This window comes from Ruegeria sp. HKCCD4884, assembly GCF_013110855.1.
Lineage (GTDB): Bacteria > Pseudomonadota > Alphaproteobacteria > Rhodobacterales > Rhodobacteraceae > Ruegeria.
Genome location: NZ_WVRJ01000002.1, coordinates 385,709 through 399,354 on the forward strand (window position 1 = coordinate 385,709; position 13,646 = coordinate 399,354).

Annotated in this window: 20 protein-coding genes; 10 read left to right on the top strand and 10 right to left on the bottom strand. The window is 56.2% G+C overall.

All coding sequences use genetic code 11. From position 1 onward, the window contains the following. Nucleotides 1–23: 23 nt before the first annotated feature. Genes GS636_RS04295 through GS636_RS04305 form a run of 3 tightly spaced genes read left to right on the top strand, consistent with a single transcriptional unit; the run spans nt 24 to nt 2,163 of the window. Nucleotides 24–881: a DUF692 family multinuclear iron-containing protein gene (locus tag GS636_RS04295; protein ID WP_171185982.1), complete on the top strand. Its 858-nt coding sequence runs from the start codon at nt 24–26 to the stop codon at nt 879–881. Further along, the gene (locus tag GS636_RS04300) at nt 878–1,639 is read left to right on the top strand and encodes a DNA-binding domain-containing protein (RefSeq protein ID WP_171185984.1); all 762 of its coding nucleotides are present in this window, start codon (nt 878–880) and stop codon (nt 1,637–1,639) included. The genes GS636_RS04295 and GS636_RS04300 overlap by 4 nt, the downstream gene beginning before the upstream one ends. Continuing rightward, nucleotides 1,636–2,163, top strand: coding sequence for a DoxX family protein (locus GS636_RS04305; RefSeq protein ID WP_171185986.1), 528 nt, complete (start codon nt 1,636–1,638; stop codon nt 2,161–2,163). Before GS636_RS04300 ends, GS636_RS04305 begins: the two co-directional genes overlap by 4 nt. Nucleotide 2,164: 1 nt before the next feature. Here the strand turns inward: GS636_RS04305 and GS636_RS04310 are convergent, their stop codons facing one another. Beyond that, complete coding sequence (locus GS636_RS04310; RefSeq protein ID WP_171090895.1) at nt 2,165–2,533, bottom strand: hypothetical protein; 369 nt, start codon at nt 2,531–2,533, stop codon at nt 2,165–2,167. A 41-nt stretch (nt 2,534–2,574) separates the two neighbouring features. Next, nucleotides 2,575–2,892 (bottom strand): ArsC/Spx/MgsR family protein, encoded by a 318-nt coding sequence (locus GS636_RS04315; RefSeq protein ID WP_171668568.1) that lies wholly within the window; start codon nt 2,890–2,892, stop codon nt 2,575–2,577. A 214-nt stretch (nt 2,893–3,106) separates the two neighbouring features. On the opposite strand from GS636_RS04315, the gene GS636_RS04320 reads away from it, so the two are divergent. Next, on the top strand, nt 3,107–3,313 hold the full coding sequence (locus tag GS636_RS04320) for a cold-shock protein (RefSeq protein ID WP_008758035.1): 207 nt from the start codon (nt 3,107–3,109) through the stop codon (nt 3,311–3,313). 87 nt (nt 3,314–3,400) lie between these two features. On the opposite strand, the gene GS636_RS04325 is transcribed toward GS636_RS04320, so the two are convergent. Continuing rightward, the gene (locus GS636_RS04325; RefSeq protein ID WP_371732034.1) at nt 3,401–3,697 is read right to left on the bottom strand and encodes a hypothetical protein; all 297 of its coding nucleotides are present in this window, start codon (nt 3,695–3,697) and stop codon (nt 3,401–3,403) included. A 72-nt stretch (nt 3,698–3,769) separates the two neighbouring features. Then, entirely contained in the window at nt 3,770–4,678 is a 909-nt protein-coding gene (thyX, locus tag GS636_RS04330) for an FAD-dependent thymidylate synthase (protein ID WP_171090900.1), read from the bottom strand. Between the two features lie 176 nt (nt 4,679–4,854). On the opposite strand from thyX, the gene GS636_RS04335 reads away from it, so the two are divergent. The 3 genes from GS636_RS04335 to GS636_RS04345 are packed head-to-tail and all read left to right on the top strand — an operon-like array spanning nt 4,855 to nt 6,691. Further along, nucleotides 4,855–5,283, top strand: a complete 429-nt coding sequence (locus GS636_RS04335) for a VOC family protein (RefSeq protein ID WP_171090902.1) — start codon at nt 4,855–4,857, stop codon at nt 5,281–5,283. Then, nucleotides 5,280–5,981 carry a DUF1194 domain-containing protein gene (locus GS636_RS04340; RefSeq protein WP_171668569.1) on the top strand — a complete coding sequence of 234 codons (702 nt, stop codon included), beginning with the start codon at nt 5,280–5,282 and terminating at the stop codon, nt 5,979–5,981. Before GS636_RS04335 ends, GS636_RS04340 begins: the two co-directional genes overlap by 4 nt. Continuing rightward, the gene (locus tag GS636_RS04345; protein ID WP_171668570.1) at nt 5,978–6,691 is read left to right on the top strand and encodes a DUF1194 domain-containing protein; all 714 of its coding nucleotides are present in this window, start codon (nt 5,978–5,980) and stop codon (nt 6,689–6,691) included. Before GS636_RS04340 ends, GS636_RS04345 begins: the two co-directional genes overlap by 4 nt. Here GS636_RS04345 and GS636_RS04350 read toward each other — a convergent pair whose 3' ends face one another. The 3 genes from GS636_RS04350 to GS636_RS04360 form a co-directional block, all read right to left on the bottom strand. Beyond that, nucleotides 6,692–7,189, bottom strand: a complete 498-nt coding sequence (locus GS636_RS04350) for a MarR family winged helix-turn-helix transcriptional regulator (RefSeq protein WP_371732477.1) — start codon at nt 7,187–7,189, stop codon at nt 6,692–6,694. A gap of 78 nt (nt 7,190–7,267) precedes the next feature. Continuing rightward, entirely contained in the window at nt 7,268–7,492 is a 225-nt protein-coding gene (locus GS636_RS04355; protein WP_171668643.1) for a succinate dehydrogenase assembly factor 2, read from the bottom strand. 29 nt (nt 7,493–7,521) lie between these two features. After that, the gene (locus tag GS636_RS04360; RefSeq protein WP_171090907.1) at nt 7,522–7,914 is read right to left on the bottom strand and encodes a helix-turn-helix domain-containing protein; all 393 of its coding nucleotides are present in this window, start codon (nt 7,912–7,914) and stop codon (nt 7,522–7,524) included. Nucleotides 7,915–8,006: 92 nt separating this feature from the next. Here GS636_RS04360 and GS636_RS04365 point away from each other — a divergent pair, with 92 nt between their 5' ends. Further along, nucleotides 8,007–9,209 carry a pyridoxal phosphate-dependent aminotransferase gene (locus GS636_RS04365; RefSeq protein ID WP_171668571.1) on the top strand — a complete coding sequence of 401 codons (1,203 nt, stop codon included), beginning with the start codon at nt 8,007–8,009 and terminating at the stop codon, nt 9,207–9,209. A 2-nt stretch (nt 9,210–9,211) separates the two neighbouring features. Continuing rightward, on the top strand, nt 9,212–9,613 hold the full coding sequence (locus GS636_RS04370) for a hypothetical protein (protein WP_171668572.1): 402 nt from the start codon (nt 9,212–9,214) through the stop codon (nt 9,611–9,613). On the opposite strand, the gene GS636_RS04375 is transcribed toward GS636_RS04370, so the two are convergent. Together GS636_RS04375 and ppk2 are read right to left on the bottom strand one after the other, a co-directional pair. Continuing rightward, on the bottom strand, nt 9,610–10,968 hold the full coding sequence (locus GS636_RS04375; RefSeq protein ID WP_253762638.1) for an MATE family efflux transporter: 1,359 nt from the start codon (nt 10,966–10,968) through the stop codon (nt 9,610–9,612). The two genes, GS636_RS04370 and GS636_RS04375, sit on opposite strands and share 4 nt — an antisense overlap. Nucleotides 10,969–11,087: 119 nt before the next feature. Continuing rightward, entirely contained in the window at nt 11,088–12,011 is a 924-nt protein-coding gene (gene ppk2 / locus GS636_RS04380; protein WP_171090914.1) for a polyphosphate kinase 2, read from the bottom strand. Between the two features lie 122 nt (nt 12,012–12,133). Here ppk2 and GS636_RS04385 point away from each other — a divergent pair, with 122 nt between their 5' ends. Next, the gene (locus GS636_RS04385; protein ID WP_171668574.1) at nt 12,134–13,012 is read left to right on the top strand and encodes an alpha/beta fold hydrolase; all 879 of its coding nucleotides are present in this window, start codon (nt 12,134–12,136) and stop codon (nt 13,010–13,012) included. Between the two features lie 13 nt (nt 13,013–13,025). On the opposite strand, the gene GS636_RS04390 is transcribed toward GS636_RS04385, so the two are convergent. Then, nucleotides 13,026–13,634: a carboxymuconolactone decarboxylase family protein gene (locus tag GS636_RS04390; protein ID WP_171668575.1), complete on the bottom strand. Its 609-nt coding sequence runs from the start codon at nt 13,632–13,634 to the stop codon at nt 13,026–13,028. Nucleotides 13,635–13,646 lie beyond the last annotated feature (12 nt).

Here is a 13,646-nt window from a genome sequence, read left to right on the forward strand (position 1 = left end):
TTTCGTGATCAAGGAACTGACCCATGTTGGATGATGCGCTCCGCTCGAATCGCCTGCCCACAGCGCCGGGTGTGGGGTACAAGCCGCAACACTTCGCTCAGATACTTGAACACGCGCAGCCTGTTGCATGGCTGGAAATTCACGCCGAGAACTATATGGGCGATGGTGGGCGCCCCTTGGCACAGCTGCGCCACCTGTCCGAACATTTTCCGATTTCAGTCCATGGCGTTGGACTGTCCATAGGTGGCGAAGGCCCCTTGGACCCAGACCACCTTGCCCGGCTGAAACACTTGATCGGCTGGTTGAAACCCGCGAGCTTTTCCGAACATCTGGCCTGGTCTACTCATGACAGCCATTTTTACAACGACCTGCTGCCGCTTCCTTACACGGACAAGACGCTGACGCGAGTCTGCGAGCACATAGATCAGGTGCAGGACACCGTTGGACAGCAGATGCTGCTTGAAAACCCATCCAGCTATTTGGCCTTTGAGGAAAGCACCTGGTCGGAACCCGATTTCCTGCAAGAGATTGCCAAACGTACTGGCTGTGGCTTGCTGCTGGACGTGAACAACGTCTTTGTTTCGGCCACCAACCTCGACTTCTCGCCCCAAGGCTATATCGACGCCTATCCACTTGAAAAGGTGGGTGAAATCCATCTTGGAGGCCATGATGAGGACGAAGATGATCACGGCCATCCGTTGCTGATCGACAGCCATGGGCGCGAAGTGGTCGATCCGGTCTGGGCCCTGCTCGACTATGTTCTGGAACGGTCGGGCCCCAAGCCGCTGCTGGTCGAGTGGGACACCGATGTACCCGACTGGCCGGTGTTACGCGAAGAAGCAGTTCGCGCTCAGACCGCACTGGACCGGGTACCGGCATGAGCGTATCTCAGTCCGAGTTTCGCGCCGCCATGATGGATGCTTCCGCGCCGGTTCCATCCGGTTTGCTGGACGCCGACGCGCAACCGGCTGGTCGCAGGTTCAGTGTCTATCGCAACAACGTTGCCGTTTCTCTGACCGAAGCGATGCATCAGGCGTTCCCTGTGATCGCTAAACTGTTGGGTACTCAGAATATGGACGGGCTGGCCGGGATTTTCTTGCGCCAGCATCCGCCATCCTCACCGCTTATGATGTTCTACGGTGAGGCGTTTCCCGATTTTCTGGCGGGGATGCAGCAACTTTCGCATCTTGGCTACCTGCCCGACATAGCCCGGTTGGAACTGGCGCTGCGCCGGTCTTATCACGCAGCCGACAGCCAACCTGCACCGGCCGAGGCATTGGCCGTAGACCCCGAACAGGTCATGCAAGCCCGGTTGCAGTTTGCCCCGTCCATGCAAGTGATCCGGTCGAAATGGCCCATTCATGCGATCTGGCGTTTTAACTCTGTGGCTGACGCCCCGAAACCTCAACCGCAAGCTGAGGATGTGTTGATCACGCGCGCCGAATACGACCCTGAGCCTCACTTGCTGCCAGTGGGCGGGGCGAACTGGATCACGCATATGCAAAATGGGGACACGATCGGATCGGCGTTTGAGAAAACCGCCGCTGAAACCCCCGAATTTGACCTCGGAACCACTCTGGCACTGCTTTTACAAGGCAGTGCAATAACCTCTGTGACTATCGAAAGGCCGAAGACATGACTGCGCTGATCTCATTGCACAACAACACCCTGGGACGGTTGGGCGTGACCTCCGGCTGGCTCACACCAAGCTTGGCCCGGCTGGTTTTTGCCGCGACGTTGCTTGTGTACTACTGGAACTCGGCAACAACCAAGCTGGGCAGCGGGATCTTTGGGTTTCTGCGCCCATCAGATGGGGCCTACGTGCAAATTTTCCCCAAGGCGATGGAAGCCGTCAGCTATGACAGCTCGCAACTGGGCATCTTCCATTGGGCTGTGGCCGTCGCAGGCACATGGGCCGAATTTCTGCTGCCAGCCTTGATCGTCATCGGTCTGCTGTCGCGATTTGCCGCCTTGGGTATGATTGGGTTTGTCTGGGTCCAGACCATTGTGGACGTGACTGGTCACGGTGCTGAACTGGGCAGCTATTTCACCAACGCCCCAACCTTGCTGGACGACCGAACAATCTGGACATTCCTGCTGGCGGTGATTGTCATTCATGGTTCAGGCCCGCTCTCGGTTGACCGGATCCTGCACCTAAAGTGATCTAGAAATGCGCCTTGGGCTGATCCGGTTTTCCTGCCGCCAGCCCAAGCACGCCCGCCACACCGGCGAAGGCAATCGGGAACATGGTAAAGACACCAAACCCAAACGCGTAATACATTGCCCCTGCTGAGATCAGCAACAAAACCCCACCGATCAGAGCCCGCGCAGGCGCCATAGCGCCACCGGCAATCGCCAACAAAGGCGCGACGATCGAAAGGGCCTGGATCAGGCCGGGGTTGTCGACTTGGCTCAGAACGCCATCTATCTCGCCAACATGGTCAACCACAACCACCCTGGCATACCCGAAGAACCCGACGATCATGCCGATCAGTCCGGCAATAACGCCCAAAATCATTGCGGCATTGCGCATAGATAATCCTCATTCTTGACCATTGGCAGATAAGCACCCGTTTAGAAAATGCCAAGCTGACCCCGCGTTTCAGCGGTCCACCCCAACAGCAACTTACCGTCAGCTTCGATCAACGGGCGCTTCATCAGGGTTGGGTGTTCTTTCAAAAGCTCCAGCGGTGCTTTAGCGCGCTGGCTCTCATCCAAACCGCGCCAGGTGGTTGATCTTGTGTTGAGCAGAGCATTGCCGAACTCAGCAAAAGCCTGCGACAGCACCGGCTCGGGTACGCCATCAATTCGAACGTCGAGAAAGACCGCATCTGGCAAAGATTTCAGCGCCTTACGACAGGTGTCACAGGTCTTTAGCCCATAAAGTTTCATTTCTTGGATACTCCTGCTCGTGCTTCGATTTTGTGCAATCACGCCAGTTTTTGGCAGTTATTCTTGATTTTTTACTTCACCGTGCAATGTTGAAAAAGGCGAAACATGTAAATTGGACTGTTCTGCAAACGCGAAACAGTGGGGTTTACGATGACGCTCACCACAGCCCCCACCAATTTGTGGGACAATGCGTAAGTAGAAGGAGACACGGGACATGCCAACCGGCACCGTGAAATGGTTCAATACCACTAAAGGCTATGGATTTATTGCCCCTGATGAAGGGGGCAAAGATGTGTTTGTTCATATCTCGGCCGTAGAACGGTCCGGCCTCACCGGACTCGCAGACAACCAAAAAGTCTCGTACGAGTTGCAGGACGGACGCGATGGCCGCCAAATGGCAGCTGATTTAAAGCCGTTGTAACGACACCCCCGCACTGCGCGGGGTTGAAACATCTTAGGATGGCGGCCAATTTCCGGCCGTCACCCGCCCCCCACCGGATTTGTTCCATTACCCTCGCGCGGGCTTCGGCTTGTCATGAGCAGTCCAGTTGTCTCCCATGGCAACGATGCAGGACGTCCCGGTTGCGTAGGTCACGACCATCGTCCAGTCGCCGCGTGGGTTAGACCAGACCTCCATGATTTGCTCAGGTCCACGAATACCGGTGGCCACGCGCTCGGAGCGGAACTGTCCCTTGAGCTTTTGGTGCAACCTGGGTGTGGGTTCACACAGGATTTCAGCGATAGGTGACTGCGCCTGCACGGGCAAAGCCATGCCTGATACCAGACAGAGTAAAGCGGGTTTCAAAATACGCATCATGGAACCAATGTAACGGTTCCATGACAATATGTATAGACAATCGCTATGCGTCGGCAGCCGTTACTTGCGGATGATCTCTTCAAACTCGCGCCATTCGCGGGCGGTCATGCCCGAGTTTTCCTGCGTGACCGTCTCGCCCGCCAGCATGTTCCGAAGGCTCTCTACCATCTGAGCAGACAGGTTGACTGCGCCCAACCGGTAATCCTCGAACGCTTTGTAAGCAAACGGCACCCAGTCGGCGACAATCTTGCACATCGCATCGGCATATACGCGGATTTCATATTGCGCATGAGGGTCCGCGCGCAAGCGCAGGAAATGGAACAGGTTGTGCAGGTCAACCTTCCAGTACCATTGCGTATAGATATTGGCGGGAAGGTTCATCCGGGCCAACTCACGCGCCAAACCCTGTTGCCCGTCCTGGCTAATCAGGGCTTCGTAGTTGTCATAGCAGCGGGTGCTGTCGGCCTTCAGTATCTCCAACACACGCGCGGCTTCTTCACCTTCCAGCGTTGATCCACGGCCCTGATTGTTCACCTCTGACTGCGCCGCCACATGTTCGGGCGCGGGGATGTAAAACTCACGATCCAGAATAGAGTACCGGGCGGAGTATTCGTTCACATTTGCCGTCCGGTGCCGAATCCATTGGCGGGCCACGAAAACCGGCAGTTTCACATGCAGTTTGACTTCGCACATCTCAAACGGGGTCGAGTGCCAGTGCCGCATCAGATACCGGATCAACCCTTCATCGTTCTGAACCGACTTTGTGCCTTTGCCATAAGACACACGGGCCGCCTGACAGATCGCGGCGTCATCGCCCATATAGTCGATCACGCGGACAAAACCGTGATCCAGAACCTGATGCGCGGTGTACAAATGGTCTTCCATTCCTGCTGAAACGACGCGACGTGTGGGATGCGATTGCGCGCGTTGCGCCTCGATCTCGGCCTGTTGGTCAGCGGACAGCGGCATCAAATCTTCCTTTCTGGCAATGAGTCGCCCCCTACTATATATCGCTAACCCCGCCATCGGAACCGCGATATATGCCGCAACCTGCTCTAATTTCGATTTGGGCTGCTCGGTGCTCTCGACAGGCCAAACCAGTGCGCTAAGTTGCTGGCAAACCAAATCAATGAAGGATGGCCAAAATGGCGCTGACATATCTCCACACTATGATCCGTGTGAAAGACCTGGAAAAGTCCATGGCGTTTTATGAACTTCTGGGTCTAAAGGAAACACGTCGATATGACAGCGAAGCCGGGCGATTCTCGCTGATCTTCATGGCGCCTCCGGGGCAGGAAGACGCCCCAATCGAACTGACGTACAACTGGGATGGCGATGACAAGTTACCCAGCGACAGCCGGCATTTTGGCCATCTGGCATACGGTGTCGACAACATCTACGAGGTTTGCCAGCATTTGCAGGACAACGGCGTGACCATCAATCGCCCACCACGCGACGGTCGCATGGCCTTTGTCCGTTCTCCGGACAACATCTCGGTCGAGCTGCTTCAAAATGGTGACGCGCTGGAACCAGCCGAGCCCTGGGCCAGCATGGAGAGCACCGGCCACTGGTGATCCGTTGGATCATAAAGTTGGGGCTGGCCCTGTTGGCCAGCCCTTTGCGGGCTGAACAATGCCGTTTGGCCCTTGCGCTTGCGATGGACATTTCGGTTTCGGTCGACGACGCGGAAGACATTTTGCAGCGACAGGGACTGGCCGCAGCGCTTCTGGCACCTGAAGTGCAAGAAGCATTCTTCTCATCTCCGCTACCTGTTGCGTTGGCCGTTTATGAATGGAGCGGGCAAAGTACCCAGCACGTTATCCTGAACTGGCGCTTGATCGAAAATCACGGAGATCTGGTGGCTGCAGCGACCCGGATAAGTCAGTCGATCCGGTCCAATGAAGGCTCTGCCACGGCTATGGGCCACGCCTTACGGTTTGGGGCCGAACTGTTCCAAACCGCGCCTTCGTGTCTGTTTCGCACCATCGATCTTTCAGGAGACGGGTCCAACAACGACGGTTATGGACCACAGATCGCATATCAGCGGTTCTTTAGTCATGACATCGTCGTTAATGGTCTGGTGATAAACGCCGCTGATTTTGAAGGAGAACTTTTTCTCATCCCCTTTTTCGAAAACAACGTCCTGCATGGCCCGGGCGCTTTTCTGGAAGTCGCACAAGGTTTTGAAGACTTCGAACGCGCGATGCGCAGAAAACTTGAACGGGAACTGAGCGGGCTGCAAATTGGTGCAGTACAAGTGTACGACCAATGAAGACGCGCTTGTTGGTCATGCTGCTCTTCCTGCTGTCAGGGCCTGCCCTTGCGCAATGTCGCCATGCCTTGGCTTTGGGTCTGGATGTGTCGGCATCTGTCGATAGCGGTGAATACAGATTGCAGCTGGAGGGCCTGGCCGCTGCTCTGCGCGATCCTGAGGTCAGCCAACTGATGGTGGCGAATGGCTCAACATCCATGAGGTTGGCCGTCTATGAATGGACAGAACCAGGGCACGAGAGGGTTCTGCTCAACTGGACTGATATCCAAACCACGGCCGATCTGAACGACATCAGTACGCGTCTCATCCAGACATCGAGGCGGTCAACCGCTGAAGGAACGGCTGTGGGGGCGGCGATGGCTTTTGGTGCTGAGTTGTTGAATCAGCAAAAGACGTGTTGGCGGCGAACTTTGGATCTATCAGGTGATGGCAAACACAACCTTGGGCCCCATCCCAGAGATGTCAGAACAGCGTTGCGCGGCAGTGGCATTACAATCAACGGGCTTGTTATCGGTGCGGATGATCCAAGTTCAGGTGACCGGCGCTATGTGCAAGTTGGGGAACTGTCGGCGTATTACAATGCCTGGGTTATTTCCGGCCCAAACGCGTTCGTTGAAGTCGCGCTGGGGTTTGAGGCCTACGCAGAGGCCATGACCCGCAAATTGATCCGAGAGTTGGACAGCCTCGTTCTGTCAGATGCGCGCCCTTGATCAATAGATATACCGTATCTGATCGGTCCAGTACCGTTCCACGCGGCGCAGAGAGGTTGTGATATCCTCGATGCCATCCAGTTCCAGCACGCCCCGTCCCTGCAAGCCTTCAGCGTGGCGGGCAAACAAATCCGAGACGATATCCCGGATCTCTCGGCCTTGCGGCGTCAGGCGCACGCGCACTGATCGGCGATCGATCTCACAGCGTTGGTGGTGCATGTATCCCATCTCAACCAGTTTTTTGAGGTTGTAGCTGACATTGCTGCCCTGATAGTAGCCACGGCTTTTCAGTTCACCGGCTGTGACCTCATGATCACCGATGTTGAACAGCAAAAGCGCCTGCACAGCGTTGATTTCCAAAACACCAACGCGTTCAAACTCATCCTTGATGACGTCCAGCAGCAACCGGTGCAACCGTTCCACAAGGGCCAGCGCCTCAAGGTAGCTGGTCATAAACCCCTTGGTTTCCGGTCCGGAGACCTTCATTTCCATACTCATCCGACCCTCCGATTCAGTCGTGCTGTTTGAGACACGATGAACCGAAAATCCGAAAAATCGGTTAAGCTTGAATTGTCTTTATTTTTGAAACGTTTGTGCGATGTCCGAAACGAGATCGGCAAACTGGCTGGGGGGCTGAACCTGTCCGGTCACCCATTGATAGAGATCCTGATCATCTTCATGAAGCAGCGCGTCATAGATATCCAATCCGGCGTCATCCATATCCGCGAGATTACGATCCGCATAAGCGGAAAGAATAATATCCATCTCTTTGATCCCACGCCGCATCGAACGCATTTTCATACGCTTGATACGCACATCCCGCTGTTCGCTCAATGTCGTTGCTCCAACATCAGACGCATTTTCTTTTCAAGCCGCGCCGCGCGTTCGGCGCAGGCGCGCATTTCACCGCGAATGGCGCGCAATTCAGCCACGGCGGTTGATAACTCCATTCCGCCTTCGCCCTCGTCCACCGGTGCGTCCATTCCTTCGCCTTCGCCAGTCAAAAGCCACATGATCGAAACGTTGACCATCCCGGCCATCATCGACAGGCGGTTTGCGCGTGGCTCGGACAGGTCGTTTTCCCAATCAGCAACGGTCGCCTTTTTGACACCAAGGCGGCGCGCCAATTGCGCCTGAGTCATTCCGGCAGCTTCGCGCGCGCCGGCCAGACGGTCCCCAAATGTTGCAGAATCCGGACCATACCAGTCGTTTTCATCAGTCATTCGGATCTCCAACTCAGAGTTTCTATACGGCTTGAACGTCTTTCGGGCGCACCCTATGACAGTCAGGTTGAACATACAAACCGAGGCCGACCATGAGTTTCCTGTCTGCGACACTGTCACGCGTTAAACCTTCGCCCACCATCGCCATGACAGCCAAGGCAGCCGAACTGCAGGCCGCCGGTCGCGATGTCATCCGCCTGAGCGCGGGAGAACCGGATTTCGACACGCCTCAGAACATCAAAGATGCCGCTGTTGCAGCTATTGCGGCAGGAAAAACCAAGTACACCGCGCCAGACGGCATTCCCGAGCTCAAACAAGCGGCCTGCGCCAAGATGAAGCGCGATCATGGCCTGGACTACACCCCTGCTCAGATTTCGGTCGGAACCGGCGGCAAACAAACGCTGTACAACGCCCTGATGGCGACAATGAACCACGGCGACGAGGTCATCATCCCAGCGCCCTATTGGGTGAGCTACCCGGACATGGTGACGCTTGCGGGCGGTACGCCGATTATGGTTGCGACAACGCTGGAGAACAATTTCAAGCTTACCGCAGAACAGCTTGAAGCTGCGATTACCCCAAAGACAAAATGGTTCATCTTCAACTCACCCTCAAACCCGACGGGTGCCGGTTATAGCCGGGACGAGTTGAAAGCGCTGACCGACGTCCTGATGCGCCATCCGCATGTCTGGATCATGTCGGACGACATGTACGAGCACCTCGCCTATGACGGATTCGAGTTTTGCACGCCTGCCGAAGTGGAACCAGGCTTGTATGACCGTACACTCACCTGCAATGGGGTTTCCAAAGCGTACGCCATGACCGGCTGGCGCATTGGCTATGCAGCGGGTCCGGTCGAGATCATCGCGGCAATGCGCAAAATCCAGTCTCAATCCACCTCAAACCCGTGTACGGTCAGCCAGTGGGCCGCAGTTGAGGCGTTGAACGGCACGCAGGAATTTCTGGCCCCGAATAACGAGATGTTCAAACGCCGCCGCGATCTGGTTGTGCGCATGCTGAACGAGATCGACGGCATCACCTGCCCGACGCCGGAGGGTGCGTTTTATGTTTACCCTTCAATCGCCGGGCTGATTGGTAAAACAACTCCTGCCGGAACGGTCATCGACACGGACGAAGCTTTTGCTAATGCCCTGTTGGAAGAGGCAGATGTTGCCGTTGTCTTCGGCGCTGCCTTTGGACTTTCGCCGAATTTCCGGGTCAGCTACGCTACGTCCGATGCAGCGCTGACCGAGGCCTGCAGCCGCATTCAGCGTTTCTGTGCATCACTGAGGTGACCATGTCTGCCGATCTTCCCGAATATTACTTTCGCATCCGTGAAAACGGGGCTGCAGTGTTTCGGGTCGATACGGAAAATCGCCAACGCCGGATTGAGATGGACCAGATCGCGGTCATCAACATTCGCAACGGTGACGTCAAACCGCAAGGACAGCGAACCCTTTCAGAGCGGGATCAGGCAGAAATCGCACAATGGATGGAGGAGCGCCGAGCCTTGCTGGCGAAGCGTGACATTGACGATATACACCGTGCCGTCGATCATCTGAACCTGACTACTCAATGGGTTCAGTCCAAGGCAACCGACGCCCAGCTTGAGGATGTGACTGACAGGCTGCTGATGGCGATGCATGACCTGCGCACAGTTCTGGTTCGGAAAAAAGCAGATCGGCTGAGTAAAGACTAAGCAGGCTCAGCCGCTGCTGGCATTTGCCGCACCGAATGCATCCAGAACCGGGCCATGAGCAGCACGGCAGCAAATGCCAAGCCAAGCACGAGCCCCAGCCAGATTCCAATGCCATCCATCTGCCGAACGAAACCGAAATAGTACGACGACGGGATACCCACGACCCAATAGCTGAGCGCTGCCATGACCATGGGAATCTTGGCATCCTGCAACCCGCGCAACAGGCCCAGCGCAATGACCTGCGCGCCGTCCACCAACTGAAACAACGCCGCCATGGCAAGCAATCCGGTTCCAATGGCCAGGATTTGTCCGCGCTGCGGATCGTCTACCTCCATGAACAGGGAAATCAGTGGCTCTGCACAGGTCAGAAACAGGATGACTGTGAACACAGACATAACCAGAGACATGCCTGTCACCGCAATTGCGCCTTTCTCCAGATGCGCGCGATCCCGACGTCCCAGCGCATTACCAGCTCGGATAGTGGCCGCATTTGACAGCCCCAAATGCACCATGAACGTGGCCGAAGCGAGGTTCAGCGCGATCCCATGTGCCGCCAGTGGAACCTGTCCCAACCAGCCCATCATCACAGCTGATGTCGCAAACAAAGACACCTCGGCCAACGTGGTCAGGCCAATGGGAACCCCGAGCTTCCAAACACTGACGAACATCTCCCAATCCGGTCGCCAGAAACGCTGAAAAAGGCTGTGCTCCGGCAGCGTTCGAACCACGTAGATGACGACAGCGATCAGCGAAACGACCTGCGTCGCGATTGAGGCGATTGCTGCACCCATCACACCCAATTCCGGTGCGCCCCAATTGCCGAAGATCAGCGCATAGTTGGTCACCGCGTTCACAAATGCCGCCGCGACTGTAATCCACAGAACGATTTGCGTGCGCTCCAAGGCCGCAAGGTAGGATTTGAGCACCATCACGATAAGGGCCGGAAACAACCCCCAACCAGCTACGCGCAAATACTCGGATGCTGTTTCAGCAACCTGCGGCTCCTGCTTCATGGCGATCAGGATTGGATAAGACCACCACAACAACGGCATGACCACTATTGCGTAGAGCAACGACAGCCAAAGCCCCATGCGGGTCGAGCGTCGAATACTGGTTTCATCCCCTTCCGCCGCAGCTGTGGCAACCATTGGCATGACCGCCCAGCCGAACCCGGCCCCAAACAAAAACAGCACAAAGTAATAGCTGCTGGCCAACGTGACCGCAGCAAGTGCCTCGACCCCGTACCAACCCAGCATGATGGTATCGGTCAAACCGATGGCAAACTGCGCCAGATGGCCACCGACCAGCGGCAAGCCAAGCACGGCAATCGCCCGAAAATGGGCGGGGTATGTCATCACTTTTGTCATTGCACCAGCCATATGCGCGGGCTTGGCGCGGGACAAGTGCGGATCAGTAAAATTTCACTATGAGACTATGGCGCCCGCCTCACCATTAAAAACGGGCGCGTTGAGGATTAGCGGGCATCCGGATGCAATGTTGCGCCCAGAATATGCTCGGACCGGTGGATGACGTGGTGGGCCTGTCCAACGATCAATGGATCAGGGTCCCCTACGACGTTCAAGTCCTTGCCCGGGTAATCCAGCGTCGACAGGAAATGGCGCATACAATTCAGGCGCGCACGTTTCTTGTCATTCGACTTGATGATCGTCCATGGCGCGTCTGCGGTGTCAGTATAGAAGAACATCGCCTCTTTCGCCTCGGTATAGTCGTCCCATTTGCTAAGGCTGGCCTTGTCGATCGGCGACAGCTTCCACTGCTTCAGAGGATCGGTCTCGCGGCTTTTGAAACGGCGTTGTTGTTCTTCCTGCGTGACCGAGAACCAGTACTTGTACAGCTGAATACCCGAGCGCACCAGCATCCGCTCCAGTTCCGGCGTCTGACGCATGAATTCCAGATACTCGTTGGGCGAGCAGAACCCCATCACACGTTCGACACCCGCGCGGTTGTACCAGGACCGGTCATAGAACACCATTTCGCCGACGGTCGGCAGTTCCTGAACATAGCGCTGGTAATACCATTGCCCCTTCTCTTCCCAGGTCGGTTTGTTCAGTGCAACCACGCGGGCCTGACGCGGGTTCAGATGCTCCATGAACCGTTTGATCGTGCCACCCTTGCCGGCGGCATCGCGGCCTTCGAACAGCAGAACGAACCGTTGCCCCGTATCCTGCGCCCACAGCTGAACCTTCAAAAGCTCAGCCTGTAGGCTTGCCTTCTGCGCCTCATAGGTCGACCGCGCCATCTTGCGGCCATAGGGGTATTTTCCGCTTTCGAACGCCTGCCGGATCTTCTCGGGGCTTGGCTCTGCCGCGTTTGCCGCCTTGGCCTCTACGACTTTGATCTGAGGGGATTTTGCTTCGACCGGAGCAATGGCTTCCATACATCTTATCCTTTTTCTACTGTCCTGAATGAGGGCTAGCAGAAACGCCGAAAATCCGCTTTGATTGGTGTCAAATTGATGCCTCAAAAACCCATAAATTCCACTCTGGATCAGAGGTTCCGATGCGCACGTCATTTGCCGATCTGAATGGTCAGTCCTTTTGCCTCCGAACCTGGGGCGAACCTGATGCGCCACCGCTTTTGATGCTGCATGGTTTCCCGGAATACGGCGGTGCGTGGGCAGATCTCGCCCCTTATCTGGCGGATCGCTTTTACTGCATTGCTCCGGACCAACGTGGATATGGCCAAAGCTGGTGCCCTGAAGGGGTACAGGACTATACCCTGTCCCAACTGGTGTCCGACATGGCCGCTTTGATTGAGACCCACGGTGCGCCTTTTGCTGTACTGGGCCATGATTGGGGTGCATCGGTGGCTTATGGCCTTGCCATGTTCCGCCCTGATCTTGTTGACCGGCTTATAATTGCAAACGGCGTCCACCCAGTTCCGTTTCAACGCGCCATGGCCGCAGGAGCCGCGCAATCAGAAGCCTCGCTATACATCAACCAACTGCGGGCACCCGATGCGGCACAAAAACTGTCCGAGAACAACTTTGCATTGCTCGAAAAGTTCTTTCGCCACGGCATGGGACTGGATTGGCTGACCGAGAGCCGCATGGCCGAATACCGAGCGGAATGGGCGCGATCAGGACGGTTAGAGGCGATGTTGAACTGGTATCGCGCCTCTCCACTGGTTGTCGCGCAGCCGGGGCTTCCCGCAACAGACCTGCCGGATCTGCCGCTGGATCGGCTGCACGTCCGATGCCCGCATTTGTTGCTTTGGGGACCGGATGACAAAGCCCTTTTGCCCGAGGCAACTGAAGGCTTGGAAACCTTCGCGCCCAATCTGACCCGCATCACGATCCCTAGCACTGACCACTGGCTGCATCACCAAAAACCGCAGGACGTTGCACATGCCATTCAGGTATGGATTCAAACGGCCTGACCTGTCAGGTCCATTAACGATGGCCCCAATCGTCGGGGTTGTCAGAATTGTTCGGCGACAAACCCAATTCGTCGCCATCGGTTGAACATCCCAACCCCAAAACTGTCCGGTTTGCATAAGAGAAGTACGAACAGACCTGGTTGATCTCCAGGATCTCTCCGTCGTCCCAACCTGCATCGCGCAGGGCGATCACATCCGCCTCAACCATATCCCCCGGCGTTTCGGTCAGTTTACGGGCATAGATCATGGCAGCCAACTGCGCTGCATCCAACGGAGCATCGGCCAGATCGCGTGCCTCAATCGCTGCACGGATCGCATTGCCCCGCGCCTCGTCTCCAAGCAAACGCTGCAAGCCCGCGAAATGATGTTCAACGCAATACCCGCACCGGTTCAGAGAACTGACCCACACGCCCAACACCTCAAGGAACCATTTCGGGATCTTGTTGCCCGAATGATGCAGGACTGCCTTGTAGATCGCCATGTGGCCTTCCATCGAATGCGGCCGCAGGCTGTGCGCCATCATGATGTTATCCACATTGTTGTCTGGCCCGGTGACTCGGTCATAGAGTTTCTTCAGCTTGCCCGTGGCCTCAGCGAAGGGGATGGTTTTGATCCAGCTCATTTGGGGTCCTGT

Coding starts and splice junctions, on each gene's coding strand:
- GS636_RS04295 (WP_171185982.1), top strand. CDS start 24: ATGTTGGATGATGCGCTCCGCTCGAATCGCCTGCCCACAGCGCCGGGT.
- GS636_RS04300 (WP_171185984.1), top strand. CDS start 878: ATGAGCGTATCTCAGTCCGAGTTTCGCGCCGCCATGATGGATGCTTCC.
- GS636_RS04305 (WP_171185986.1), top strand. CDS start 1,636: ATGACTGCGCTGATCTCATTGCACAACAACACCCTGGGACGGTTGGGC.
- GS636_RS04310 (WP_171090895.1), bottom strand. CDS start 2,533: ATGCGCAATGCCGCAATGATTTTGGGCGTTATTGCCGGACTGATCGGC.
- GS636_RS04315 (WP_171668568.1), bottom strand. CDS start 2,892: ATGAAACTTTATGGGCTAAAGACCTGTGACACCTGTCGTAAGGCGCTG.
- GS636_RS04320 (WP_008758035.1), top strand. CDS start 3,107: ATGCCAACCGGCACCGTGAAATGGTTCAATACCACTAAAGGCTATGGA.
- thyX (WP_171090900.1), bottom strand. CDS start 4,678: ATGCCGCTGTCCGCTGACCAACAGGCCGAGATCGAGGCGCAACGCGCG.
- GS636_RS04335 (WP_171090902.1), top strand. CDS start 4,855: ATGGCGCTGACATATCTCCACACTATGATCCGTGTGAAAGACCTGGAA.
- GS636_RS04345 (WP_171668570.1), top strand. CDS start 5,978: ATGAAGACGCGCTTGTTGGTCATGCTGCTCTTCCTGCTGTCAGGGCCT.
- GS636_RS04350 (WP_371732477.1), bottom strand. CDS start 7,189: ATGAGTATGGAAATGAAGGTCTCCGGACCGGAAACCAAGGGGTTTATG.
- GS636_RS04355 (WP_171668643.1), bottom strand. CDS start 7,492: ATGAAAATGCGTTCGATGCGGCGTGGGATCAAAGAGATGGATATTATT.
- GS636_RS04360 (WP_171090907.1), bottom strand. CDS start 7,914: ATGACTGATGAAAACGACTGGTATGGTCCGGATTCTGCAACATTTGGG.
- GS636_RS04365 (WP_171668571.1), top strand. CDS start 8,007: ATGAGTTTCCTGTCTGCGACACTGTCACGCGTTAAACCTTCGCCCACC.
- GS636_RS04370 (WP_171668572.1), top strand. CDS start 9,212: ATGTCTGCCGATCTTCCCGAATATTACTTTCGCATCCGTGAAAACGGG.
- GS636_RS04375 (WP_253762638.1), bottom strand. CDS start 10,968: ATGACATACCCCGCCCATTTTCGGGCGATTGCCGTGCTTGGCTTGCCG.
- ppk2 (WP_171090914.1), bottom strand. CDS start 12,011: ATGGAAGCCATTGCTCCGGTCGAAGCAAAATCCCCTCAGATCAAAGTC.
- GS636_RS04385 (WP_171668574.1), top strand. CDS start 12,134: ATGCGCACGTCATTTGCCGATCTGAATGGTCAGTCCTTTTGCCTCCGA.
- GS636_RS04390 (WP_171668575.1), bottom strand. CDS start 13,634: ATGAGCTGGATCAAAACCATCCCCTTCGCTGAGGCCACGGGCAAGCTG.